General features: G+C 69.0%; 22 protein-coding genes, 1 tRNA gene and 1 pseudogene. 12 read left to right on the top strand and 12 right to left on the bottom strand.

Going from position 1 to position 21,686, the window contains the following annotated elements:
* The first annotated feature begins 15 nt into the window (after positions 1 to 15).
* The 3 genes and pseudogenes from ACSFBM_RS13260 to ACSFBM_RS13250 form a co-directional block, all read left to right on the top strand.
* Positions 16 to 1,713 (top strand): OFA family MFS transporter, encoded by a 1,698-nt coding sequence (locus tag ACSFBM_RS13260; protein ID WP_435484740.1) that lies wholly within the window; start codon positions 16 to 18, stop codon positions 1,711 to 1,713.
* Positions 1,714 to 1,934: 221 nt separating this feature from the next.
* Positions 1,935 to 2,282, top strand: a complete 348-nt coding sequence (locus ACSFBM_RS13255) for a winged helix-turn-helix domain-containing protein (RefSeq protein WP_116910874.1) — start codon at positions 1,935 to 1,937, stop codon at positions 2,280 to 2,282.
* Positions 2,283 to 2,329: 47 nt separating this feature from the next.
* Positions 2,330 to 2,464: pseudogene (locus tag ACSFBM_RS13250) on the top strand (tRNA (N6-threonylcarbamoyladenosine(37)-N6)-methyltransferase TrmO); the annotation flags it as partial.
* 50 nt (positions 2,465 to 2,514) lie between these two features.
* Here the strand turns inward: ACSFBM_RS13250 and ACSFBM_RS13245 are convergent.
* Positions 2,515 to 2,754: a hypothetical protein gene (locus tag ACSFBM_RS13245; protein WP_435484739.1), complete on the bottom strand. Its 240-nt coding sequence runs from the start codon at positions 2,752 to 2,754 to the stop codon at positions 2,515 to 2,517.
* Between the two features lie 106 nt (positions 2,755 to 2,860).
* On the opposite strand from ACSFBM_RS13245, the gene modB reads away from it, so the two are divergent.
* From modB to fdhD, 8 genes are all read left to right on the top strand, one after another.
* Complete coding sequence (gene modB / locus ACSFBM_RS13240) at positions 2,861 to 3,544, top strand: molybdate ABC transporter permease subunit (protein ID WP_435444718.1); 684 nt, start codon at positions 2,861 to 2,863, stop codon at positions 3,542 to 3,544.
* 24 nt (positions 3,545 to 3,568) lie between these two features.
* Positions 3,569 to 4,327, top strand: a complete 759-nt coding sequence (gene modA, locus ACSFBM_RS13235; protein WP_435484738.1) for a molybdate ABC transporter substrate-binding protein — start codon at positions 3,569 to 3,571, stop codon at positions 4,325 to 4,327.
* Positions 4,324 to 5,112 carry an ABC transporter ATP-binding protein gene (locus ACSFBM_RS13230; protein ID WP_435484737.1) on the top strand — a complete coding sequence of 263 codons (789 nt, stop codon included), beginning with the start codon at positions 4,324 to 4,326 and terminating at the stop codon, positions 5,110 to 5,112. Before modA ends, ACSFBM_RS13230 begins: the two co-directional genes overlap by 4 nt.
* A 34-nt stretch (positions 5,113 to 5,146) precedes the next feature.
* Positions 5,147 to 5,428: a YlcI/YnfO family protein gene (locus ACSFBM_RS13225; protein WP_435484736.1), complete on the top strand. Its 282-nt coding sequence runs from the start codon at positions 5,147 to 5,149 to the stop codon at positions 5,426 to 5,428.
* Entirely contained in the window at positions 5,425 to 5,739 is a 315-nt protein-coding gene (locus tag ACSFBM_RS13220; protein WP_435484735.1) for a type II toxin-antitoxin system RelE/ParE family toxin, read from the top strand. The genes ACSFBM_RS13225 and ACSFBM_RS13220 overlap by 4 nt, the downstream gene beginning before the upstream one ends.
* Before the next feature lie 112 nt (positions 5,740 to 5,851).
* On the top strand, positions 5,852 to 8,287 hold the full coding sequence (locus ACSFBM_RS13215) for an FdhF/YdeP family oxidoreductase (RefSeq protein ID WP_435484734.1): 2,436 nt from the start codon (positions 5,852 to 5,854) through the stop codon (positions 8,285 to 8,287).
* Positions 8,284 to 8,574 (top strand): hypothetical protein, encoded by a 291-nt coding sequence (locus tag ACSFBM_RS13210; protein ID WP_435484733.1) that lies wholly within the window; start codon positions 8,284 to 8,286, stop codon positions 8,572 to 8,574. The genes ACSFBM_RS13215 and ACSFBM_RS13210 overlap by 4 nt, the downstream gene beginning before the upstream one ends.
* 19 nt (positions 8,575 to 8,593) lie before the next feature.
* A complete protein-coding gene (gene fdhD, locus ACSFBM_RS13205) occupies positions 8,594 to 9,502 on the top strand; it encodes a formate dehydrogenase accessory sulfurtransferase FdhD (RefSeq protein ID WP_435484732.1) in 909 nt (302 codons plus the stop codon).
* Here fdhD and mnmH read toward each other — a convergent pair.
* From mnmH to ACSFBM_RS13180, 5 genes are read right to left on the bottom strand one after another with little or no spacing between them, the layout of a single operon-like run.
* Positions 9,457 to 10,506 (bottom strand): tRNA 2-selenouridine(34) synthase MnmH, encoded by a 1,050-nt coding sequence (mnmH, locus tag ACSFBM_RS13200; protein WP_435484731.1) that lies wholly within the window; start codon positions 10,504 to 10,506, stop codon positions 9,457 to 9,459. The genes fdhD and mnmH overlap by 46 nt on opposite strands.
* Before the next feature lie 24 nt (positions 10,507 to 10,530).
* Positions 10,531 to 11,346 carry a phosphonate ABC transporter, permease protein PhnE gene (gene phnE / locus ACSFBM_RS13195; protein WP_435484730.1) on the bottom strand — a complete coding sequence of 272 codons (816 nt, stop codon included), beginning with the start codon at positions 11,344 to 11,346 and terminating at the stop codon, positions 10,531 to 10,533.
* Positions 11,343 to 12,170, bottom strand: a complete 828-nt coding sequence (locus ACSFBM_RS13190; RefSeq protein ID WP_435484729.1) for a PhnE/PtxC family ABC transporter permease — start codon at positions 12,168 to 12,170, stop codon at positions 11,343 to 11,345. The genes phnE and ACSFBM_RS13190 overlap by 4 nt, the downstream gene beginning before the upstream one ends.
* Positions 12,167 to 12,982: a phosphonate ABC transporter ATP-binding protein gene (locus ACSFBM_RS13185; protein WP_435484728.1), complete on the bottom strand. Its 816-nt coding sequence runs from the start codon at positions 12,980 to 12,982 to the stop codon at positions 12,167 to 12,169. The genes ACSFBM_RS13190 and ACSFBM_RS13185 overlap by 4 nt, the downstream gene beginning before the upstream one ends.
* A gap of 10 nt (positions 12,983 to 12,992) precedes the next feature.
* The gene (locus ACSFBM_RS13180; protein WP_435484727.1) at positions 12,993 to 13,847 is read right to left on the bottom strand and encodes a putative selenate ABC transporter substrate-binding protein; all 855 of its coding nucleotides are present in this window, start codon (positions 13,845 to 13,847) and stop codon (positions 12,993 to 12,995) included.
* Positions 13,848 to 13,981: 134 nt separating this feature from the next.
* Here ACSFBM_RS13180 and selD point away from each other — a divergent pair, with 134 nt between their 5' ends.
* The gene (selD, locus tag ACSFBM_RS13175; RefSeq protein WP_435484802.1) at positions 13,982 to 15,034 is read left to right on the top strand and encodes a selenide, water dikinase SelD; all 1,053 of its coding nucleotides are present in this window, start codon (positions 13,982 to 13,984) and stop codon (positions 15,032 to 15,034) included.
* 141 nt (positions 15,035 to 15,175) lie between these two features.
* Here selD and ACSFBM_RS13170 read toward each other — a convergent pair.
* The 6 genes from ACSFBM_RS13170 to fdxH all read right to left on the bottom strand — a co-directional run bounded on the left by ACSFBM_RS13170 (position 15,176) and on the right by fdxH (position 21,567).
* Positions 15,176 to 15,268 (bottom strand) — tRNA-Sec (locus tag ACSFBM_RS13170).
* Between the two features lie 11 nt (positions 15,269 to 15,279).
* On the bottom strand, positions 15,280 to 17,187 hold the full coding sequence (selB, locus tag ACSFBM_RS13165) for a selenocysteine-specific translation elongation factor (protein WP_435484726.1): 1,908 nt from the start codon (positions 17,185 to 17,187) through the stop codon (positions 15,280 to 15,282).
* A gap of 142 nt (positions 17,188 to 17,329) precedes the next feature.
* On the bottom strand, positions 17,330 to 18,778 hold the full coding sequence (gene selA / locus ACSFBM_RS13160; RefSeq protein ID WP_435484725.1) for an L-seryl-tRNA(Sec) selenium transferase: 1,449 nt from the start codon (positions 18,776 to 18,778) through the stop codon (positions 17,330 to 17,332).
* Positions 18,778 to 19,794 carry a formate dehydrogenase accessory protein FdhE gene (gene fdhE / locus ACSFBM_RS13155; protein ID WP_435484724.1) on the bottom strand — a complete coding sequence of 339 codons (1,017 nt, stop codon included), beginning with the start codon at positions 19,792 to 19,794 and terminating at the stop codon, positions 18,778 to 18,780. The genes selA and fdhE overlap by 1 nt, the downstream gene beginning before the upstream one ends.
* A 161-nt stretch (positions 19,795 to 19,955) precedes the next feature.
* Positions 19,956 to 20,579 (bottom strand): formate dehydrogenase subunit gamma, encoded by a 624-nt coding sequence (locus ACSFBM_RS13150; RefSeq protein ID WP_435484723.1) that lies wholly within the window; start codon positions 20,577 to 20,579, stop codon positions 19,956 to 19,958.
* A 10-nt stretch (positions 20,580 to 20,589) separates the two neighbouring features.
* Complete coding sequence (gene fdxH / locus ACSFBM_RS13145) at positions 20,590 to 21,567, bottom strand: formate dehydrogenase subunit beta (protein WP_435484722.1); 978 nt, start codon at positions 21,565 to 21,567, stop codon at positions 20,590 to 20,592.
* Positions 21,568 to 21,686: the final 119 nt, after the last annotated feature.

Here is a 21,686-nt window from a genome sequence, read left to right as displayed (position 1 = left end):
CGAACTAGGAGAAATATGGCGGGTTCATCTGCAGGCGTTCTCGAGGGAGAACGCATCAACGGAGCCGGATTGCAACAGCAACCCGGCTTCCTCGACAAGGAGCGCATCATTGCGGGCCCGGGCTTCAACCGCTGGCTGGTGCCCCCCGCCGCATTGGCCATTCATTTGTGCATCGGCATGGCCTATGGCTTCTCGGTGTTCTGGCTGCCGTTGTCCAAAGCACTCGGCACCGCGGGCACCGGCGCGCAGGCCTGCGCCAAGGACATGAGCTTCTTCGCCGAGCTCTTCGCCACCACCTGCGACTGGCGCGTGGCCACGCTCGGCTGGATGTACACGCTGTTCTTCGTGTTCCTCGGCTGCTCGGCAGCGCTGTGGGGCGGCTGGCTCGAACGGGCCGGCCCGCGCAAGGCCGGCGTGGTGTCGGCCGTGTGCTGGTGCGGCGGCATGCTGCTGTCGGCGCTGGGCATCCACCTGCACCAGTTCTGGCTGATGATCCTCGGCTCGGGCGTGATCGGCGGCATCGGCCTCGGGCTGGGCTACATCTCGCCGGTGAGCACGCTGATCAAGTGGTTCCCCGACCGCCGCGGCATGGCCACCGGCATGGCCATCATGGGCTTCGGCGGCGGCGCGATGATCGGCTCGCCGCTGGCGGTCGACCTGATGAAGCGCTTCGGCACCGCCACCGACGTGGGCGTGATGCAGACCTTCGTCGTCATGGCGCTCGGCTACTTCGTGTTCATGATGGCCGGCGCGCTGGGCTACCGCGTGCCGCCCTCGGGCTGGAAGCCCGAAGGCTGGACGCCGCCCCCGGCGCAGACCAGCAACACCATGATCACCCAGCGCCACGTGCACGTGAAGAAGGTCTGGGGCATTCCCCAGTTCTGGCTCGTGTGGCTGGTGCTGTGCATGAACGTGAGCGCCGGCATCGGCGTGATCGGCATGGCCTCGCCGATGCTGCAGGAGGTGTTCGGCGGCGCGCTGATCGACCTGCCGGCCAAGTACGGCCAGCTCGACAAGGCGCAGCTCGCGGCCATCGCGGTGGTGGCGGGCGGCTTCACCGCGCTGCTGTCGCTGTTCAACATCGGCGGTCGCTTCGTGTGGGCCAGCCTGTCTGACAAGCTGGGGCGCAAGCTCACCTACACGGTGTTCTTCGTGCTCGGCGGCATCCTGTACGCGAGCATTCCGTCGTCGGCGGGCGCGGGCAGCAAGCTGCTGTTCGTGGGCGCGTGCTGCGTCATCGTGTCGATGTACGGCGGCGGCTTTGCCACCGTGCCCGCCTACCTGGCCGACCTGTTCGGCACGCAGTTCGTGGGCGCCATCCACGGCCGCCTGCTCACCGCATGGGCCACGGCCGGCATCCTCGGCCCGGTGGTGGTGAACTACATGCGCGAGTACCAGCTGGGCCTGGGCCTGCCGCGCGAGCAGGTCTACAACCAGACCATGTACATCCTGGTGGGCATGCTGGTGATCGGCTTCATCGCCAACCTGCTGGTGCGCCCGGTGGCCGACAAGCACTTCATGACCGACGCCGAACTGGCCGTCGAGAAGAAGCTGGCGCACGAAAAGGCCTCAGCCGCCGAAGTGGGCAGCGGTTCGGGCCGCGCCGACGCGGTGAGCCCGCTGGTGGTGGCGCTGGCCTGGATCGCCGTGGGCATTCCCCTGGCGTGGGGCGTCTACAAGACCCTGATCAGCGCGGCCAAGTTCTTCGGCTGACCTTTCTGAACCTTCGACCGGCTTGAACGGTCAGCGGCCCGAAGGCCGCGCGGCGAACCACCTCGCTCGCCGCCAGCCGGGCCATCGAACGGCCCGGCTTCGGCGTTGCCGCCAGGTCGAAGGTGGCGCGCCGTATCCAGTCTTGCATAGCGACGAACCGGGGCGATGGCTGGCCGCGGGCGGACAATGACGGCCCGCATTGGTTTACGCTTCGTGCCCACATGAAATCCAAAGTCCAGTTCCGCCTGCGCGTCTACCGGGACGACACCATCGCCATCGGTCCCGGCAAGATCGCCGTGCTCGAAGCCGTGGCCGAGACCGGCTCGATCTCCGCGGCCGCCCGGCTGCTCGGCATGTCGTACCGCCGTGCCTGGATGCTGATCGACGAGATGAACCATGCACTGGCCTCGCCCGCCGTGAACACCGCGGCTGGCGGCTCGCGCGGCGGCGGTACCGCGCTCACGCCGGTGGGCGAAGACATCGTCAAGCACTACCGCGCCATCGAAAACGCGGCGCGGCTGGCCACTGCGGCGGACATCCGCGCGCTGACCCGGCTGCTGGCGCCATGAGTTCAGGGCCGGCAGCCGTTGTCTGCCGCCCTGTGCGGCTCGTGTCGGTGGACGGCACGCCCGTGCTCGACATCAAGCCCTGCGTGCCCAGGTTCGGCGTGCGCCAGACCGAGCGCGTGGGCTGGTTCGGTGACAGGCTCGACCCGCTGCCGCGCATCCGCTCCGACGACCGGATGGCCTGAACCGCTGCAGGGCGCGCCAGGGCTCCATCTGCGCGCCGCATGCATCTGCGTCACTGCGCCCGGTGGTCGATCCAGGCGGCTTGCCGGCGCAGCACCTCGCCGATGTCGTCGGCGTCCGCGTCGGCCACGAAGAAGCACTGGCTCGCGCCGTCGGGCCCGGTGATGGAGAGCACGAAGCCGCCGGCGTCCATGGCGCGCTCGATGCGCCATTCATGCACCCGCGTCACATGGCGAAGCTCCGGCCGGCCGGAGATCGAGCGGACAACGGTGTCGTGGGCGGATTGGCGCATGGGGACTGTCTCCTACGCTGTATTCCTCAGTATATGAAGACTCATGGTTTTGCGCACCCCCATGTGAACCTTGAGCCTCACCGTGTAACAATCCCGCCGTATTCTCATGAACACGACGAACTCGCTCATTGCCTCGACCGACTGGTTCCCGCTGGTGCTGTCGCTCAAGGTCGCCGCCGTCGCGACCGTGCTGGCGCTGGTGGCCGGCGTGGCGCTGGGCTGGGTGTTCGCGCGCAAGCGCTTCTTCGGGCGCACCGTGCTGGAAGCCGTGTTCATGCTCCCGCTGGTGCTGCCGCCCACGGTGATCGGCTACGCCATCCTGGTGGCCGCCGGCCGCCGCAGCCCGCTGGGCGCCTGGCTGCGCGAGCACCTCGACTACACCATCATCTTCAGCTGGCACGGCGCCGTGGTGGCCTCGGCCGTGGTGGCGCTGCCCCTGGTGCTGAAGTCGGCCAGCGCTGCCTTCGCGAACGTCGACCGCTCGCTCGAAGCGGCGGCCAGCACGCTGCGGCAGTCGCCGCTGTCCGTGTTCCTGCGCGTGACCTTGCCGCTGGCCTGGCCCGGCATCCTGGCCGGCACGCTGCTCGCGTTCGCGCGGGCCATGGGCGAGTTCGGCGCGTCGCTGATGGTGGCGGGCTCCATCCCCAAGCAGACCCAGACGCTGTCGATGGCCATCTACGACGCGGTGCAGGCCGGGCATGACGACCTGGCGCTGCTGCTGGTCATCGTGACCTCGGTGCTGTCGATCACCGTGCTGGTGCTGTCGAACCGGTTCTTTTCACTTCGCTGATTTCATTCTTCTAAGGTGTTGCACATGCGTCCGTTCCGTCTCTTGTCACTCGCCTGCGCGGTCGTGGCGCTTGCCCTGCCGCTGGCCGCCGCCGCGCAGCAGATCACCGTGTCGGCCGCTGCCAGCCTGACCGACGCATTCAAGGAAATCGGCCCCAGGTTCGAGGCCGCCAGGTCGGGTGCCACGGTGCGCTTCAACTTCGCCGCCTCGGGCGTTCTGCTGCAGCAGATCGGGCAGGGCGCGCCGGTGGACGTGTTCGCCAGCGCCGACCAGGACACCATGAACCGCGCCGTCGAGCAGAAGCTGATCGACACCGCCACCCGCAAGGACTTCGTCACCAACAGCCTGGTGCTCGTCGAGCCCACGCAGGGCGCCGTGGGCGTGAAGACGCTGCAGGACCTGGGCGGCGCCAACGTGAAGAAGATCGCCGTCGGCAAGGTCGCCACCGTGCCGGTCGGCCGCTACACCAAGCAGGTGCTGGACGGCGCCAACCTGTGGACCTCGCTCGAGCCCAAGTTCGTGCAGGCCGACAGCGTGCGCCAGGTGCTCGACTACGTGAGCCGCGGCGAGGTCGAGGCCGGTTTCGTCTACCGCACCGACGCGGCCGTGGCCGGCGACAAGGTGAAGATCGCCTTCACGCCCACCGGCCACACGCCCGTGACCTACCCGATCGCCGTGGTGGCCGACAGCAGGCAGAAGGCGCTGGCTGCTGACTTCGTGGCCTTCCTGTCGACACCCGCGGCCCAGGAAGTGCTCACGCGCTACGGCTTCGGCAAGCCATGATCGATGTCGATCTGAAACTGTCGGTGAAGGACGGGGCACGACGCTTCGACCTCGCCGTGCGCTTTCAGACCGACGTGCCCTTCGCCGCGCTCTACGGCCCGTCGGGCGCGGGCAAGTCGCTAACGCTGCAGGCCATTGCCGGCCTGCTGCATCCCGCGTCGGGCCATGTGCGGCTGGACGGCCGCACGCTGTACGACTCGGCCCAGGGCATCGACGTGCCCGCGCCGGCGCGCCGCGTGGGCTACCTGTTCCAGGACTACGCGCTGTTCCCGCACCTGAGCGTGCGCGAGAACGTGTCCTTCGGCCTGACCGCCTGGCACCGCCGCAAGCCGCCCGCGAAGGACGCCGGGCGCGTGCAGAGCCTGCTCGACAGCTTCGGCCTCGCGGCGCTGGCCGACAGCCGGCCGCAGAAGCTGTCGGGCGGCCAGCAGCAGCGCGTGGCGCTCGCCCGCGCGCTGGCCTGCGAGCCGCAGGTGCTGCTGCTCGACGAGCCCTTTGCCGCGCTCAACCCCATGCTGCGCGCCGAGCTGCGCTCCGAGCTGGCCCAGGTGCGCAAGGACTGGGGCATTCCCGTGCTGATGATCACGCACGACATCGAGGACGTGCTCGCGCTGGCCGACGTGGCCTTCGTGTACAGCAACGGCCAGGTGGCGCGCGAAATCGACCTGCACAACGCCGAGAGCCGCGACTTCGCGCTGCGCGACATCGCGGGTGTGCAGGCGGTCGAGGACACGCCGCTGCGCAGCAGGCTGCGCGGGCTGCTGATACAGGGCGCGCGCGGGTGATGTCCGTGTATCGCATAAGCGATACACTTTGGCGATGAAAACCGCCACCATTCCTTCCGTGCGTGTGGAGCCCGAGTTTCGGGACGAAGTCGAGCAAGTGCTTGGCAAGGGCGAGTCCTTGTCCCAGTTCGTCGAGACGGCCGTTCGCGCCTGTGTGCTCCAGCGAAAGAGCCAGGCCGAATTTGTGGCGCGCGGTGTGAAGTCACTCGCCAGCGCGCGTCGCAGCGGTGACTATGTCGACGCCGGCGAGGTGGTTGATCGCCTGAAGACAAAGCTTGAATCGGCGAAGAAGCGGCAGGACGCGGCGCGCCGGTGAGTTACGCGGTCCGGTTCACGCGCCAGGCTGTTGAAGATCTGGAGCGGTTGTACGACTTCGTTCTCGAGCGGGAACTCGAAAGGGGCGGTGACCTGGAACTGGCCTCGCGGGCTCTCGATGCCATTGAACACGGCATTGCCGCAGTCGCTTTTTCGCCATTCACTTGCCGCAAGGCAGGCGACAGCCCCTTCATCCGCGAACTTGTGATCCCGTTCGGCGCCAGCGGTTATGTCGCATTGTTCGAAATAGAGGCGAGCGACTCGATCGTCGTGGCTGCGGTCAGGCACCAGCGCGAAGACGACTACCACTGAAGAAAGAACGACAAAGGCTGGCTGTTCGGCGGGGGGCCTTCATTTTTGTTTTGAATCGCTGCATGTGCCAATCCAATTTGACGGCGGCACCCGAGGGACGAACACTCCCGGCATGAGCGAGCAGAAGATCGAGTTTTACAAGGGCCCCGCCGGTGGCTGGGGCGCGTTGCGCAGCGTCACCAACGCGTTGCTGCGCCAGGACATTCCCATCAAGGGCGCGAAGACGCTGCTGTCGGCCAACCAGCCCGACGGCTTCGACTGCCCCGGTTGCGCCTGGCCCGACCGCAACCATGCCTCGACCTTCGAGTTCTGCGAGAACGGCGTGAAGGCCGTGGCCGCCGAGGCCACCGCGCGCCGCGCCGGGCCCGAGCTGTTTGCAAAACACACCGTGGCCCAACTGGCCGAGCAGAGCGATTTCTGGCTCGAAGACCAGGGCCGCCTCACGCACCCCATGGCCTACGACGCGGCCAGCGACAAGTACGTGCCCATCGAGTGGGACGACGCCTTTGCGCGCATCGCCGGGCACCTGAACGCGCTGCCCGACCCGAACCAGGCCATCTTCTACACCTCGGGCCGCGCGAGCAACGAGGCCGCCTTTCTGTACCAGCTGTTCGTGCGCGAGTACGGCACCAACAACTTTCCTGACTGCTCGAACATGTGCCACGAGCCCAGCGGCAGCGGCATGCGCCCGCAGATCGGCGTGGGCAAGGGCACGGTCACGCTCGAAGACTTCGAGAAGGCCGACGCCATCTTCATCTTCGGCCAGAACCCTGGCACCAACCACCCGCGCATGCTCGGCGAGCTGCGCGCGGCGTCGAAGCGCGGGGCGCGCATCGTGAGCTTCAACCCGCTGCGCGAGCGCGGGCTGGAGCGATTCGCCGACCCGCAGGACAAGCTCGAGATGGCCACCATGGGCTCCACGCCCATCAGCACGCACTACTTCCAGCTGCGCGTGGGCGGCGACTTTGCCGCCGTCAAGGGGATGATGAAGCACGTCATCGAGCGCGAGGACGCGGCCGTGGCGCGGGGAGAGCCGTCGGTGCTCGACCATGAATTCATCGCCACCCACACCACCGGCTTCGAGGCCCTGGCCGACGACCTGCGCGCCGAGTCGTGGAGCATCTTGGTGCAGGAGTCGGGCCTGAGCGAAGCGCAGATCCGCGCCGCGGCCGACGTGTACCTGGGCGCCAAGCGGGTCATTGCCTGCTGGGGCATGGGCATCACGCAGCACCAGCATTCGGTGGCCACCATCCAGATGATCGGCAACTGGCTCATGCTGTGCGGCCACATGGGCCGCGAAGGCGCGGGCGCCTGTCCGGTGCGCGGCCACAGCAATGTGCAGGGCGACCGCACCATGGGCATCTGGGAAAAGCCGCCGGCGGCGCTGCTCGACCGGCTGCAGCAGGTGTTCGGCTTCGAGCCGCCGCGCGAGAACGGCGTGGACACGGTCGAGGCCATCCAGCTGATGCTCGACGGCAAGGGCAAGGTGTTCTTCGCGCTCGGCGGCAACTTCGCGGCCGCCACGCCCGACACCTACCAGACCTGGAAGGGCCTGCAGAAGTGCGACCTCACGGTGCACGTGACCACCAAGCTCAACCGCAGCCACGTGATCCACGGGCGCGAGGCCCTCATTCTTCCGTGCCTGGGCCGCACCGAGATCGACATGCAGGCCGCCGGCCCGCAGGGCGTGACGGTGGAAGATTCGATGAGCATGGTGCACATCTCGATGGGCATCAACCCGCCCGCGTCCGAGCAGCTGCTGTCCGAGCCGGCCATCGTGGCGCGTCTGGCGGCCGCCACCATCGGCGCGCGCAGCAGGACGCCGTGGCTCTGGCTCGTCGAGGACTACGCGCGCATCCGCGACAAGATCGAAGCCGTGTTCGACGACTTCAAGGACTTCAATGCCCGCGTGGCGCACCCCGGCGGCTTTCGCCTGCGCAATACGGCGAGCGAGCGCGTGTGGAACACCGCGTCGAAGAAGGCCGTGTTCTTCACCCACGCCGTGCCGCTGGACACGCACGCCCACCGCGCCCGCGCGCGCTTCGCGAAGAAGGGCGACACCATCGTCTTCACGCTGCTGACCACGCGCTCGCATGATCAGTACAACACCACCATCTACGGCATGGACGACCGCTACCGCGGCGTTTTCGGCCAGCGCCGCGTGGTGTTCATCCACAAGGAAGACATCCGCCAGCTGGGCATGAAGGACGGCGACTGGGTCGACATCCAGACCGTGTGGAGCGACGGCCCCGAGCGCCGCGCTGGGCCGCCCCAAGCAAGCGAGGCCCCCCCCGGGGGGCAGCGAGGACACGAAGTGCCGAGCGAGGGGGTCGTCATTCAACGCCGGGCCGACCGCTTCAAGCTGGTGGCTTACGACATTCCGCGCGGTAACCTGGCGGCGTACTACCCCGAGACCAACCCGCTGGTGCCGCTGTCGTCGGTGGCGGAGAACGCGGGCACGCCGACCTCCAAATCCATTCCCGTGGTGCTGTCGCTGCATGTGGCGCCCGCACCCGCGCCTGCTGACGCCGATACCGTGGCGGCATGACCGCTGCCGCCTTCGACGCCGATGCCTTTGCGGTCGCCATCCTGCGCGTGCTGGCCGAGGCGCCGGGCGAGGGCGGCATGTCGCTTCCGCGCCTGGGCAAGCGGCTGGGGCAGGGCGCCAGCGTGGTGATGCGCCAGCTCACGTTGATGGGCGACGCCGCCATCGGCGGCGTGCGCGGGCCCGGCTGGGTGCGCGTGGTGCAGCTCGACGACCGCTGGGTCGCGCACCTCACCGATGCCGGGCGTGCCCTGGTCGCCACCCTGCCGGCTGACGAAAACCCCGGCTGAGCGGACAATGGCCTCGGCCATGACAGACACCACCGAAACAGACTCCCTGCCGTCGCTTGTGCGGCATGCCGTGCACGTCGTCGGCGAGCGCGGCCTCGCGCCCGAGGGCGTGGTGCGCAACGACACGCTGGCGGCCGAAGTGCCGGTGGCACTGGTGTTCAACGGCGTATCGCACGCGGTGATGATGGCCACGCCGCAAGACCTGGAGGCCTTCGCATTGGGCTTCTCGCTGAGCGAAGGCATCCTCGACACCGCGGCGGACTGCCGCGGCATCGACGTGCAGGTGGTCGATGCCTCCGACGCCGGCCTGCCCGACGGCATGCCCGGCATCGAGGTGCAGCTCGATATTTCCACCCGCAGCTTCGAACGCCTCAAGGACCGCCGCCGCAGCCTCGCCGGGCGCACCGGCTGCGGCGTGTGCGGCGTCGAAAGCTTCGCGGGGCTCGACCTCACGCCGCAGCGCGTGCCGCCGCGCGCGTGGATCGAGCGCATCGACCTGGCCACCGTGCTGCGTGCCTTTGCCGCCATGCCGCCGCGCCAGGTGCTCAACGCCGAGGCGGGCGCCATCCACGCAGCCGCATGGGCCACGGTCGACGGCGAGCTCACCGACCTGATGGAAGACGTGGGACGCCACAACGCGCTCGACAAGCTGCTCGGCAAGCTCGCACTGGCGGGCCGACTTGAAGAACCTGGCTTCGTGCTGATGTCCAGCCGCGGCAGCCACGAGCTGGTGCGCAAGTGCGCGCGCCTGGGCATTGCGGCGATGGCCACCATTTCCGCGCCGACCTCGATGGGCGTGCGCATGGCCGAACTCAGCGGGCTGCGGTTCTGGGGGCTGTGCCGCGCGCCGCGTGGGGTGCTCTATGCGGACGGGTTTGCGGTTCAGCCCAGCCCCAGCACCGCATCCGCCACAGCCTCGATCCCCTGATCCGACAGATCGGTTGCCGCCACGCTGCGCCGCCGGTCCCACGCCTTGAAGTGCAGCTCCTGCGACTTCTCGTAATGCGGGTCGTAATGCAACGCCATCAGCTCCGCGAACAGATGCGGCAAGTCTGCTTCGTGCGCCCATTGCTGCCAGCGCGCCACCGTTTCCTTGCCCTGCAGCTCCTTCAGCACCCCGAGCTTGTCGGCCAGCGCGCCGCGGTCGTCGCCCAGGTAGGCGTAGTCGCGCAGCAGGTAGGCCAGGCGCGCCTCTGGCGTGGCGGCCACCTCGATGCACGACGCCGCGCGCATCCGCGCCACCAGCGACAACGGCAGCGACACCCGCCCGATGCGGATGCTCTCGCCCTCCACATACAGCGGGCGCGAAAGATCGAGGGTTTCGAGCACCGCCGCAATGCGCGTCTCGAAGTGCTTCTGCGAGGGCTGCGCCACGCCCGGCAGCGCGCCCAGCAATGAACCCTTGTGGTTCGCGAAATCTTCCAGGTCGAGCACCTGCGCGCCGCGCGCGGCCAGCGCATGCAGCACGCGGGTCTTGGCGCTGCCGGTGGCGCCGCAGACCACGCGCAGGTCGAGCTGCGGGGTCAGCGTATCAATCTGCGTGATCACGTGGCGGCGAAAGCTCTTGTAGCCGCCCGCGAGTTGCTGCGCGTCCCAGCCCACGAGGCGCAGCCAAGTCACCATCGAGCCGCTGCGCATGCCGCCGCGCCAGCAGTAGACCAGCGGCTTCCAGTTCTCGGGCCGGTCGGCCAGGGTGTCGCGCAGATGCCGTGCGATGTTGGCCGCCACCATGGCGCCGCCGATGCGCCGCGCCTCGAAGGCGCCGGTCTGCACGTAGATGGTGCCGACGATGCGGCGCTCCTCGTCGTCGAGCACCGGGCAGTTGATGGCGCCGGGAATGTGGTCGAGCGCGAACTCGGCCGGCGAGCGGGCGTCGATCAGCGTGTCGAAGGCGTGGCGGTCGGGCACCCGCACGGGCTGGCGATGACTCATGGGAGGAACCTCATGCCGCGATTGTCAGGCGTAAGCCGGGCCGAGGCCCTTTCGCAAGCGAGCGCTCGCCAAGTCCACGAAGGTGACCAGCACGAACATCGCGATCAGCACCGTCATCGCCTGCTGCTGCTGGAAGATCGACAGGTGGAAGTACAGCAGCTGCCCCAGCCCGCCCCCGCCCACGAAGCCCAGTACGGCGGCCATGCGGATGTTCATTTCCCAGCGGTAGAGCGTGTAGGCGACCCACTGCGGCAGCACGATGGGCAGGCTGGCGTAGCTGAAGGCCGCGACCGGGCCGGCGCCCGAGAGCGTCAGCGCATGCTCGGGCTCGCGCGGGGCGTTCTCCAGCGCTTCGGCGAACAGGCGGCCCAGCACCCCCGTGGTGTGCAGCGACAAGGCCAGCGCGCCGGCGAAGGGGCCGATGCCCGCGGCCAGCACCATCAGCGCGGCCCACACGAGCTCGGGCACGCTGCGCAGAAAGTTGAGGACAAAGCGCGCGCCATGGCGCAACGCACCGCCCGCGCGGCCCGACGCCGGCAGCGCGAGCAGCGCGCCCGCAACGGCCGCCAGCACCGTGCCCAGGGCCGACACCGCCAGCGTCTGCAACGCGCCGTTGCCGACCTTGGCGAGAAAGTCCGGCGACACATCGGGCGGGAAGAACTCCGCGATGAACTTGCCCATGAGGCGCAGCGACTCCGACGAGCCCAGCGCGCGGTAGTCGATGCCCAGGTAGACAAAGCTCGCCACCACCGCCACGCCGATCAGCAGCAGCGCGATGCGGCAGCGCCAGCATGGCGGCGGGGAAGGGGGCAGAACGGGAGGAGGGGGCAACGCGGTCATGCCAGCAGCTTCCGCAAGGCATTGCTCAGCAGGTCGGCCAGAAGCACCAGCGCCAGGAACACCAGCAGGATGCTGCTCGCCTCGCCGCCGTTGAGCATCTTCATCGACTGGTCCATCAGCTGGCCCAGCCCGCCCGCGCCCACGAAGCCCATCACGACCGAGGCGCGCACCGCGCATTCCCAGCGGTACACGGTGTAGGAGGCCAGTTCCTGCGCGGTGTTCGGCAGCAGACCGTAGCACAGCGCCGAGAACCGGCCGCTGCCGCTTTCGAGCAGGGCGCGCGCGGGGCGGGTGTCGGTCGATTCGAGGATCTCCGCGTACACCTTGCCCAGCATGCCGCCGTAGGTGATGGCCAGCGCCAGCACGCCCGACGCCGGCCCGAGCCCGAGCGCTCGCACGAACAGCAGCGCCCACACGATTTCCGGAATGGCGCGCAGCACCATCAGCAGCCAGCGCGCGGCCTGCCGCACCACGCCGGCCTGCACCCGGCCGGGGCCCGGGCCGATGCGCGAGATCGACAGCGCGCGCGTGGTCACGAAGCCCAGCGGCGCGCCGATCAGCAGCGCCAGCGCGGTGCCGGCCGTGGCCATGGCCAGCGTCTCGAGCGTGGCCTTGAAAAGCAGTGCAAGAAAGTCGGGCGAGCCGTCGGGCGGAAAGAAGCCCCCGAGAAAGCCGCCGATCACCGCGAGGTTGCCGCCTTCGAACAGCGCCCAGGGCTTGAATTCGGACAGCGCCAGCATCGGCCATGCGATGACGAGCGCGGCGAGCCACGCGGCCAGCCGGCGCGCTGCGTGCGGATCGCGATGGGCGATGGCCGTGCTCACGGGCAGTCGGGCCGCTGGAAGGCCGCTTCCGCCGTTGCGCCCGGCGGCAGGGGCCGTTGCGTCGCGATACCGCCTTCGCTCGCATAGAGCGCATCTAGCATCGCCGGCGTGACCTGCGCGGCGGGCAGGTCGAACATCACCTGCCCGTTGCGCATGCCGACGATGCGCGGAAACCAGCGCAGCGCCAGGTCCACCGCATGCAGCGAGGCCACGAGCGTGGCGCCGGTGGTGTCGCTCTGCGCGACCAGTTGGCCGATGGCGGCGTCGGCCAGCGTGGGGTCGAGCGCCGACACGGGCTCGTCGGCCAGCAGCAAGGCAGGGCGCTGGTACAGCGCACGTGCAATGCCCACGCGCTGCAGCTGCCCGCCCGAGAGGCGGTCGCAGCGGTCGAACAGGCGGTCTTCCATCGACAGGCGCGAGAGTGCCTCGTGCGCACCGGCGATGTCGGAGGGGTAGAACAGCGAGCCCAGCGCGCGCAGCGTCGACCATTCGCCGAGCCGCCCCGCGAGCACCGCCGTGACCACGCGCAGGCGCGGCGCGATCGGCGGCGACTGGTGCACGGTGCCGATGCGCGCGCGCAGCTTCTTCAGTGCGGCGGCCGGCAGTTGCCAGGGGCTTGCGTCCAGTGCCCGCACTTCGCCTTCGGTGGGCCGCAGCGCGGCGCCCAGCACGCGCAGCAGCGTGGTCTTGCCGGCACCCGAGGGGCCGATGACGGCGATGCGTTCGCCGTCGCGCGCGGCGAGCGTGACGCCCGCCAGGGCGCGGTGGGCGTTGGGGTGGACGACGCCCACGCTTTCCAGCGAAAAACTCATCCGCGCAGGCTCACTTGATCAACCCAGCCGACTTCCCCGCCGTCTCGATCCCGTCATAGTTCGACGACTTCGTCGGAATGAACTTGCTCGCGCGTTGCAGCGCCATGATGTCCTTGTGCGCCGGGTTGGCCGGGTCGAGCTTCAGGAAGGCATCGGTCAGCTTCTTCTGCAGCACCGGGTCCATGCCCGGGCGCACCGTCCAGTTGTAGTCGTAGTAGGTGGGCGTGGTCGCCAGCACGCGCACCTTGGCGGCGTTCGGGTTCTTGGCTTCGACCAGCTTGTCCCACACCGACGCATTCAGCACGCCGGCTTCCGCACGCGATGCGGCCACGAAAGCCACCGTGGCGTCGTGCGCGCCCGAGAACGCGACCGTCTTGAAGTCCTTCTCGGGGTTGATGCCCGCCTGCAGCAGGAAGTAGCGCGGCATCAGGCTGCCCGAGGTGGAAGAAGGCGCACCGAAGGCAAAGGTCTTGCCCTTCAGGTCGGCCAAGGTCTTGGCGGGACTGTCGATGGGCACGATGAACTTGCTGGTGAACACCTCGTCTTCCGCGCGCTGCACGATCGGCACCGCACCGCCGTTGGTGCGGATGCGCGCCTGCACGAAGGTGAAGCCGCCCAGCCAGGCCAGGTCGATCTTGTTGGTGGCCAGGCCCTCGACCACGGCGGCGTAGTCGGTCACGGGCGTGAACTGCACGTCCATGCCGGTTTCCTTCTTGAGGTAGTCGCCCAGCGGCGTGAACTTGCGCTGCAGTTCGGTGGGCGCCTCGTCGGGAATGGCGGAGACGCGCAGCACGCCCTGGGCGAGCGCGCCGAAGCTGGCGAGGGAAACAGTGAGCGCAAGTGCCAGTCGGGAGAGCTTGTTCATGAGGTGGCCTGTGGTGGTTGTGAAAAAGGGGTGTATTCGGGCGAAGGGGCGCAGCAGGGGCGGGGCTTCGATAATCGCGGCTTGTCTCATTCGACCGAAGCGTTGCCATGACCGATGCCGCCACCCCCAGACCCATGAATCCGCTGGCACCGCTGCGGCTCACCAGCTTCTCGCACGGTGGCGGCTGCGGCTGCAAGATCGCACCCGGTGTGCTGTCGCAGATCCTGAAGAACCATGCCGGGGGAATGATCCCGCCCGAGCTCATGGTGGGCATCGAGACCGCCGACGACGCGGCAGTCTACAGGCTCAACGACCAGCAGGCGCTGATCGCCACCACCGACTTCTTCATGCCCATCGTGGACGACCCCTACGAGTTCGGCCGCATCGCCGCAACCAACGCCATCAGCGACGTCTACGCGATGGGCGGCCGGCCGATCATGGCGCTGGCGCTGGTGGCCATGCCGATCAACCAGTTGCCGGTGGAAGTGATCGCCGAGATCGTGCGCGGCGGGCAGGACGTGTGCCGCGCGGCGGGCATTCCCATTGCCGGCGGCCACACCATCGATTCGGTCGAGCCGATCTATGGCTTGGTCGCCATGGGGCTGGTGCACCCGGACCGCGTGCGGCGCAATGCCGATGCGAAGGCGGGCGACGTGCTGGTATTGGGCAAGCCGCTGGGCGTGGGCGTGCTGTCGGCCGCGCTCAAGAAGGAGCAGTTGCCCGAGGCCGGCTATCGCCAGCTGATCGACAACACGACCAAGCTCAACACGCCGGGCATCGCGCTGTCGGCGCTCGACGGCGTGCATGCGCTGACAGATGTGACGGGCTTTGGGCTGGCCGGACACGCGCTCGAGCTGGCGCGGGGGGCAAAGCTCACTGCGGTGGTCGAGTGGTCGAAGGTGCCCTTGCTCGACAACGTGGCGGCGATGGCTGCCGAGGGCTTCGTCACCGGTGCGTCGGGTCGCAACTGGGCGGGCTACGGCGCCGATGTGGAACTGGCCGCCGGCCTGCCGGGCACCGCGCAGAACCTGCTCAGCGATCCGCAGACCTCGGGCGGCCTGCTCGTGAGCTGTGCGCCTGAAGCGGTGGATGGCGTGTTGAAGATCTTCCGTGACGAAGGGTTTGCGCAGGCTGCGGTGATCGGGCTTGTAGAGGCCGGTGAGCCCTCGCTGCGCGTGGTGCCGTAGCTCCCCGCATTTCTCCCTCCCCCTCTGGGGGAGGGCAGGGGTGGGGCCAAGCGGCGGTCGATGAAGCACTGCGCAAAAACCAGCGCCGCTTGCCCCCATCCCAGCCTTCCCCCAGCGGGGGAAGGAGCAAGACAGAAGCGGCGGAAGGGGGAAGGAGTCGAACCTTCCCGGCGACGACTGGCGCCACCCACTGGGTTTGAAGCCCAGCCGCCCCACCAGGGACGATCCCCTCCCATAAGCGCTGTTCACGGGCTCGCCCCGAACAACGACGTATCGGGCCGCAGCAGGTGCGTGTCTTTCACGCGCCGCGTATAGCCCACACGGTCAAAGAATTCCAGCAGCTGGATCGCGCGCTTGCGCCCCAGCCCCGTCGCATCGCGAAAGCTCGCCGCCTGCAAGCCCTCCGGCCCTTCGAGGCAATCGCGCGCCATGGCCGCCAGCTGCTCGACGGTCGCCAGCGGATAGTACAAGTCCTTCACCACCTGGAAGGCCTCGCCGCGGCGCGCGAGGCTCGCGAGCGTCTGCCGCACCATCGGCTCGCTTGCCGCGCAGTCCTTCGCCAGGTCGCGCACCCACGGTGGATCGAAGCCGCCGTCGGCCAGCCTGGGCAACAGCTTCTGCGCGAGCTTCTGCTCGGCTTCGTTCAGGCGTGCCGCATGGTCCGGCAGGTGCAGCCAGGTGCCGCTGCGCACCAGCGCGCCGCGTGCCAGCAGAGCGTCGATCGCATGGCGCCACAGCGCATCGTCGGTGCGCGGCGCGGCCAGGCGCTTGAGGCGGCGCGCATCGGGGCCGACCTCGTCGGGCGCGCCCTGGTGAAAGTCGGCGAGTCGGGTGACGACCTGGGCTTCGAGCGCGTCCAAGTGCATGCGCGCAATGGCTGTGCGGTCGATGCGCACCGCATCGCCGGGCCACGGCAGCGCCGCTTCGTTCGCCAGCGACAGTGCGCGCGCCAGCCGCTCGGCATCGATGCCCAGCGGCGCGTTGTGCAGCAGCGCGGCCACGCGCGCGGCGCGCGCGTCGACGGCCCAGGCCGCCAGCGTGCGCAGCCGCTCGGGCGTGCGCCGGTAACGCACCGGCGCGAACGGGTCGAGCACGCGCACGCCGGCCACGGTGCGGGTGGCCGAGGCGTCGCGCAGCACGCCGCGGTCACCATGCCAGGCGCCCAACTCTTCGCGCAGGATCAGTTGGGCCAGCGCGGTTTCGCCCGGTGCGATGGCATCGCGGTCGAGCAAGGCCACCGAGGCCATCACATCGCTCGCACCCATGTGCGCATGCACCGTCGCGCCCGAGCGCAGGGGCCTGGCTTCGTCCGGCCAGAGCGTGAGCAGCACGTCGATGCGCGCCGTCGCGAGTGCAATGGCCGGGGTGCAGACCCAGTCGCCGCGGTGCACTTCGTCCTTCGTCACGCCGGCCAGTGCGAGCGCGCAGCGTTGCCCCGCGTGCGCCGATTCGGCCTGCTTGTTCTGGGCGTGAATGCCGCGCACCCGCACCGTGCGCTCGCCGGGCGCCACGCGCAGCTCGTCGCCGATGCGCACCGTGCCACTGAAGACGGTGCCGGTGACGACGGTGCCCACACCCGCCAGCGTGAAGGCACGGTCCACCGCAAGGCGGAACGCGAGGTCGTCTTCGCGCGCGTGCGCTTCGCGTGCGACATCGAGCAGCCGCGTGCGCAATGCGTCGATGCCTTCCACCGTGGTGGCGGACACCGCAAGCACCGGCGCGTTGGAAAGCGCCGTGGGCGCGAGCAAGGCATCGATTTCCGCACGCACCTCGTCGAGCCTTGCGTCGCGCACCGCTTCGTCGACGCGGTCGATCTTGGTGAGTGCGACGGTCGCCTCGCGCACACCCAGCAGCGCGACCACCGCCAGATGCTCGCGCGTCTGCGGCATCACGCCGTCGTCGGCCGCCACCACCAGCAGCGCATGGTCGATGCCGGTGGCGCCGGCCAGCATGGTGTGCAGCAGCCGCTCGTGGCCCGGCACGTCGACGAAGCCGAGCGACACGCCGTCGGGCGCGTGCAGGTAGGCGTAGCCCAGCTCGATGGAGATGCCGCGGCGTTTTTCCTCGGGCAGCCGGTCGGTGTCGACCCCGGTGAGCGCGCGCACCAGCGTGGTCTTGCCGTGGTCGATGTGGCCTGCGGTGCCGATGATCATGACCGGGGGTCTTGCTCCTTCCCCCTTTGGGGGAAGGTTGGGATGGGGGCATGCCCTCGATCAGGCGCTGCGCTTCTTCGAAGGCCGTCGTGCCCCCACCCCGGTCCTCCCCCAGAGGGAGAGGGAGGAATGCGGGGCGATGTCACGAGAGCTGCTCCTTCAGCAAAGGCAACTGCGCGACGAATGGTGCGCTGTCTTCCAGGCAGCGCAGGTCGAGCAGCAGGCGGTCTTCCGCGATGCGGCCGATCACCGGCAGCGGCAGGCTGCGCAGTGCGGTGGCGAGCGCGTCGAGCGCCGTGCCCAGGCCCTTCTTCGACGTGCCGGCCGGTGCGAGCGCCAGGCCCGCCGAAGGCAGGCGTTCGACGGGCAACGAGCCGGAGCCGATCTGCCCGAGCAGCGGCACCACCGTGACGGTGAATCGCGGCGACACGGCGGCCTGCACGGCAGGAAGAAGCGCCTCGGCCATCTCGCGGATCGCCTCGGCCGGGCGCGTCAGCAGGCGCAGCGTGGGCAGGTCCTGCGCGAGCCGCTCGGGCCGCAGGTACAGCGCCAGCGTGGCTTCCAGCGCGGCCAGCGGCAGCTTGCTCATGCGCAGCGCGCGCTTCATCGGGAACTTGCGGATGCGGCCCACGGCCTCCTTGCTGCCGACGATGAGGCCGGCCTGCGGGCCGCCCAGCAGCTTGTCGCCCGAGAAGGTGACCACGTCGCAGCCGGCGGCCAGCATCTCCTGCGGCAGCGGCTCGCGCGGCAGGCCGTAGTGCGCCAGGTCGACCAGCGAGCCGCTGCCCAGGTCGGTGGCCAGCGGCACGCCGCGCGCGTGCGCGATGCCCGCGAGCGTGGCCTCGTCGACCGCGGCCGTGAAGCCCTGCACCGCGTAGTTGCTGGTGTGCACCTTCATCACCAGCGCGGTGTGTTCGTTGATGGCGCGCTCGTAGTCCTGCGGGTGCGTGCGGTTGGTGGTGCCGACCTCGACCATGCGGGCACCGGCGCTGGCCATCACGTCGGGCATGCGGAAGGCGCCGCCGATCTCGACCAGTTCGCCGCGCGAGACGATCACCTCGCGCTCGCGAGCGAGCGCCGCGATGGTCAGCAGCACGGCGGCCGCGTTGTTGTTGACCACCGTCGCGGCTTCGGCGCCGGTGATGGTGCACAGCAGCTCTTCGACCAGCGAATCGCGGTCGCCGCGGCTGCCGGTGGCCAGGTCGTACTCGAGGTTGTTGGGCGAGGTCATCACCGCGAGCAGCCGCTGCAGTGCCGTGTCGGCCAGCAGCGCGCGTCCGAGGTTGGTGTGGATCACGGTGCCCGTCAGGTTGAGCACGGCGCGCATGCGCGGTGCAAGGCGGGAGCGCACACGCGCTGCCAGCGCCGCGCCGAGGGCCTGCTGCTGCACGTCGGACGCCGGCAGCGTTCCGGCAACGGCTTGCGCACGGAGCCCTTCGAGCAATGCGCGCGCTTCCTTCACCACCAGTGTGCGGCCGTGCTCGGTGAGCAATGCGCCCGGCACTTCGAGGCGCAGCAGTTGATCGACAGAAGGCAGATCCTGGGGCCTTGCCGTCGAGCCGTGGACCACGGACTCTTTCGGCGTCGCCATCAGCCGCCTCCGCCGTCGTCTGCGATCTCGGGGTCGCCGAACAGCAGCATCAGGTTGTGGCCGCTGCGTTGATGCCCGGCTTCGGAGACAAGCAGGTCGAGCGTGACGCTGGCTAGGTCGTCGGCGACGGGTTCGACCTCGGGGTCTTTCTCCATCGCGATCTGCTTGAGGTAGTGGCCGCAGCTGTCGCAGCACTCGGCCTTCACCGCGCCTTCGCGCGCGCCGGTGGCCGGCAGTTCCACGCCGGACTGCGGCGAGAGCGATTCGAAGTGGATGCCCTTGGTGCTTTCGCAGTGCGCGCACTTGATGCGCACGTAGTGCCACTCGGTGCTGCACAGCGAGCAGTGCAGGTAGCGAAACCCCGCTTCGTCCGCGCCGATGCGCGTGACGCTCACGGTGGGCGCGCTGCCGCAGCAGGGGCATTCGGTGCCGGGGTCGGTGCGGCCAAAGATGTTCTCGCCGTCGCGTTCGGCCACCTGCAACACCAGCTGCGCCCAGTAGGCCTGCAGCCCGGCGGCAATCAACGGGGCCGCGGCCAGGTCGAGCCCGAACATGATGCGGCGCGAAAGAAGGTCGGCCTGCTGGTCGAGCCATGCGTCGTCGGCGGCCACCACGCGGTCGAGCGTGTCTCGTGCCGCGCCTTCGGGCACGCGAACGCGGAAGAGACCGAGCAGCCTGCGAAGCTCTTGCCGCCACACGGCATCGCGCGTCCAGCCGAACGCGGGCATCGGCGGCTTGAGCACTTGCGCCGCGGCTTCGAGCGCGGTCGATTCGGGCAACGCAACCTGCGGGTAGTTCTGCAGCACCTGGTGCTGTGCCTGCGCAAGGTCTGCAATGAAGATCAGGTACTCGCGCATCGGATGCGAGGCCGCGAGCTGGCGCAATCGCAATTGCCGGTCGGAGAACACGGCGGCACGCACGGGCAGGCGCAGGAACGGCATCTGCCGCCCGGCCTGCATCGCGATCTGTTCGGGATCGAGAACCCGCGTGGTCCGGATCGGCGGAGGACTGTTCATTGCGCTCACTCTACAGCGATCTGGCGATTTGTCTTGCTCCTTCCCCTGCCGGGGGAAGGCTGGGATGGGGCAGTGCCCAACGAGCACCCGGGTGGTGTCCAGGCCGTCGTGCCCCCACCCCAGCCCTCCCCCGGGAGGGGAGGAGGAAATGCGGGGAGGCGCTATTCACCGCGCGTCATCTTTCGATGCCACAGCGGGTGGTTCAGCTTGGCCCAACCCTCGGTGACGGTGCCGCGCGTCATGGCGCGCAGCGTGCCCTTGACCCAGATCGCGGCGTAGATGTGCGTGATGACCGAAAGAATGAGCACCACCGCCGACACCGAATGCACCACCACCGCGATGCGCCGCAGCAGGATGGGGAAGAACCCGACGAACCACGGGCTCCAGAACATGAAGCCGGTCACGAACAGCAGCAGCAGGCTCACGCCGAAGGCCCAGAACACCAGCTTTTGACCGGCGTTGTACTTGCCCACGGGCGGCATGCCCGACTTGTCGCCCTTGAGCATCCTGGGCGCGTTCTTGATCCACTCGCGGTCGCCACGGTCGAGCAAGTTCTCGCGCCACATCGTGAAGAAGAGGAACACGAAGCCCAGCACCATCAGCACGCCCATGAAGGGATGCAGGATGCGCGTCCACGGCCCGCCGCCGAACAGCGTGCTCAGGAAGAACAGGGCCGGGTGGAAGAAGGCCAGGCCCGAGAGCGCGGCCGCGAAGAACATGACCGCGACGAACCAGTGGTTCATGCGCGTGGCATCGCGGTAGCGGCGAAGGTAGTAGCGGGTCATCGCGTTCTCCTCATGCACGGGGTGTGTCGTGGGGACGCTCGGCGGTTGCCGTCGACGAGGCCGGCGGCGCCTCGATCAACACGACGTCGTCGGGCCTGCCGTCGAGGCCGGCGTCCGGATGCTCGTCCTTCGGCTCGATGGGGCCGACCTTCATGTAGTGGAAGAAGCTCCCCACCACCGCACCGATCATCGCGACCATCGCCAGCGGCTTGGCCACGCCTTTCCACAGCGACACCAGCGGGCTGATGTGCGGGTCTTTGGGCAGGCCGGCATACAGGCCGGGGCGGTCGGCATGCTGCAGCACATACATGACGTGCGTGCCGCCCACGCCGGCCGGGTCGTAGACGCCGGCGTTGGCGAAGCCCCGGTCCTTCAGGTCGACGATGCGTTCCGAGGCGTACTCGTGCATGTCTTCCTTGGTGCCGAAGTGCAGCGCGCCCGTGGGGCAGGCCTTGACGCAGGCCGGCTCCAGGCCCACGCCCACGCGGTCGGAGCACAGCGAGCACTTGTAGGCCTTGTTGTCGGCCTTGCTGATGCGCGGCACGTCGAAGGGGCAGCCGGTGACGCAGTTGCCGCAGCCCACGCAGTGCTCGCTGATGAAGTCGACGATGCCGTTGCTGTACTTGACGATGGCGCCCGGCGCGGGGCAAGACTTCAGGCAGCCGGGGTCGTCGCAGTGCATGCAGCCGTCCTTGCGGATCAGCCATTCGAGCTTGCCGGCTTCGGGCTCCACTTCGGAGAACTTCATCACCGTCCACGAGGCCGGCGTGAGGTCGACCGGGTTGTCGTAGGTGCCGTGGTTGGTGCCGACCTCGTCGCGCAGGTCGTTCCACTGCATGCACGCGACTTGGCAGGCCTTGCAGCCGATGCAGGTGGACACGTCGATGAGCTTCGCCACCTGCTGCACCTGCGGCCGGTGGCGGATGTCGGGCGAGGGCGTGGTGGTGGCCGAGCGGGCGGCGATGTCGAGGGTCTGGAGGGAGGACATCAACGGCTCCGGTTTTTGGTCTTGCTCCTTCCCCCTTTGGGGGAAGGCTGGGATGGGGGCAGGCCTTCAAGGAAGCGCTGCGTGGCAGTGGAGGCCGTCGTGCCCCCACCCCGGCCCTC

The organism is Variovorax pasteuri (assembly GCF_051216435.1).
GTDB lineage: Bacteria > Pseudomonadota > Gammaproteobacteria > Burkholderiales > Burkholderiaceae_C > Variovorax.
The sequence above is the reverse complement of the archived record's forward strand: the minus strand, read 5'-3'. Positions and strand labels throughout refer to the sequence as shown.

Excerpts from the sequence above, each read along its gene's own strand:
- ACSFBM_RS13260 (WP_435484740.1), top strand. The coding sequence starts at position 16 with ATGGCGGGTTCATCTGCAGGCGTTCTCGAGGGAGAACGCATCAACGGA.
- ACSFBM_RS13255 (WP_116910874.1), top strand. The coding sequence starts at position 1,935 with ATGAAATCCAAAGTCCAGTTCCGCCTGCGCGTCTACCGGGACGACACC.
- ACSFBM_RS13245 (WP_435484739.1), bottom strand. The coding sequence starts at position 2,754 with ATGCGCCAATCCGCCCACGACACCGTTGTCCGCTCGATCTCCGGCCGG.
- modB (WP_435444718.1), top strand. The coding sequence starts at position 2,861 with ATGAACACGACGAACTCGCTCATTGCCTCGACCGACTGGTTCCCGCTG.
- modA (WP_435484738.1), top strand. The coding sequence starts at position 3,569 with ATGCGTCCGTTCCGTCTCTTGTCACTCGCCTGCGCGGTCGTGGCGCTT.
- ACSFBM_RS13230 (WP_435484737.1), top strand. The coding sequence starts at position 4,324 with ATGATCGATGTCGATCTGAAACTGTCGGTGAAGGACGGGGCACGACGC.
- ACSFBM_RS13225 (WP_435484736.1), top strand. The coding sequence starts at position 5,147 with ATGAAAACCGCCACCATTCCTTCCGTGCGTGTGGAGCCCGAGTTTCGG.
- ACSFBM_RS13215 (WP_435484734.1), top strand. The coding sequence starts at position 5,852 with ATGAGCGAGCAGAAGATCGAGTTTTACAAGGGCCCCGCCGGTGGCTGG.
- ACSFBM_RS13210 (WP_435484733.1), top strand. The coding sequence starts at position 8,284 with ATGACCGCTGCCGCCTTCGACGCCGATGCCTTTGCGGTCGCCATCCTG.
- fdhD (WP_435484732.1), top strand. The coding sequence starts at position 8,594 with ATGACAGACACCACCGAAACAGACTCCCTGCCGTCGCTTGTGCGGCAT.
- mnmH (WP_435484731.1), bottom strand. The coding sequence starts at position 10,506 with ATGAGTCATCGCCAGCCCGTGCGGGTGCCCGACCGCCACGCCTTCGAC.
- phnE (WP_435484730.1), bottom strand. The coding sequence starts at position 11,346 with ATGACCGCGTTGCCCCCTCCTCCCGTTCTGCCCCCTTCCCCGCCGCCA.
- ACSFBM_RS13185 (WP_435484728.1), bottom strand. The coding sequence starts at position 12,982 with ATGAGTTTTTCGCTGGAAAGCGTGGGCGTCGTCCACCCCAACGCCCAC.
- ACSFBM_RS13180 (WP_435484727.1), bottom strand. The coding sequence starts at position 13,847 with ATGAACAAGCTCTCCCGACTGGCACTTGCGCTCACTGTTTCCCTCGCC.
- selD (WP_435484802.1), top strand. The coding sequence starts at position 13,982 with ATGAATCCGCTGGCACCGCTGCGGCTCACCAGCTTCTCGCACGGTGGC.
- selB (WP_435484726.1), bottom strand. The coding sequence starts at position 17,187 with ATGATCATCGGCACCGCAGGCCACATCGACCACGGCAAGACCACGCTG.
- selA (WP_435484725.1), bottom strand. The coding sequence starts at position 18,778 with ATGGCGACGCCGAAAGAGTCCGTGGTCCACGGCTCGACGGCAAGGCCC.
- fdhE (WP_435484724.1), bottom strand. The coding sequence starts at position 19,794 with ATGAACAGTCCTCCGCCGATCCGGACCACGCGGGTTCTCGATCCCGAA.
- ACSFBM_RS13150 (WP_435484723.1), bottom strand. The coding sequence starts at position 20,579 with ATGACCCGCTACTACCTTCGCCGCTACCGCGATGCCACGCGCATGAAC.
- fdxH (WP_435484722.1), bottom strand. The coding sequence starts at position 21,567 with ATGTCCTCCCTCCAGACCCTCGACATCGCCGCCCGCTCGGCCACCACC.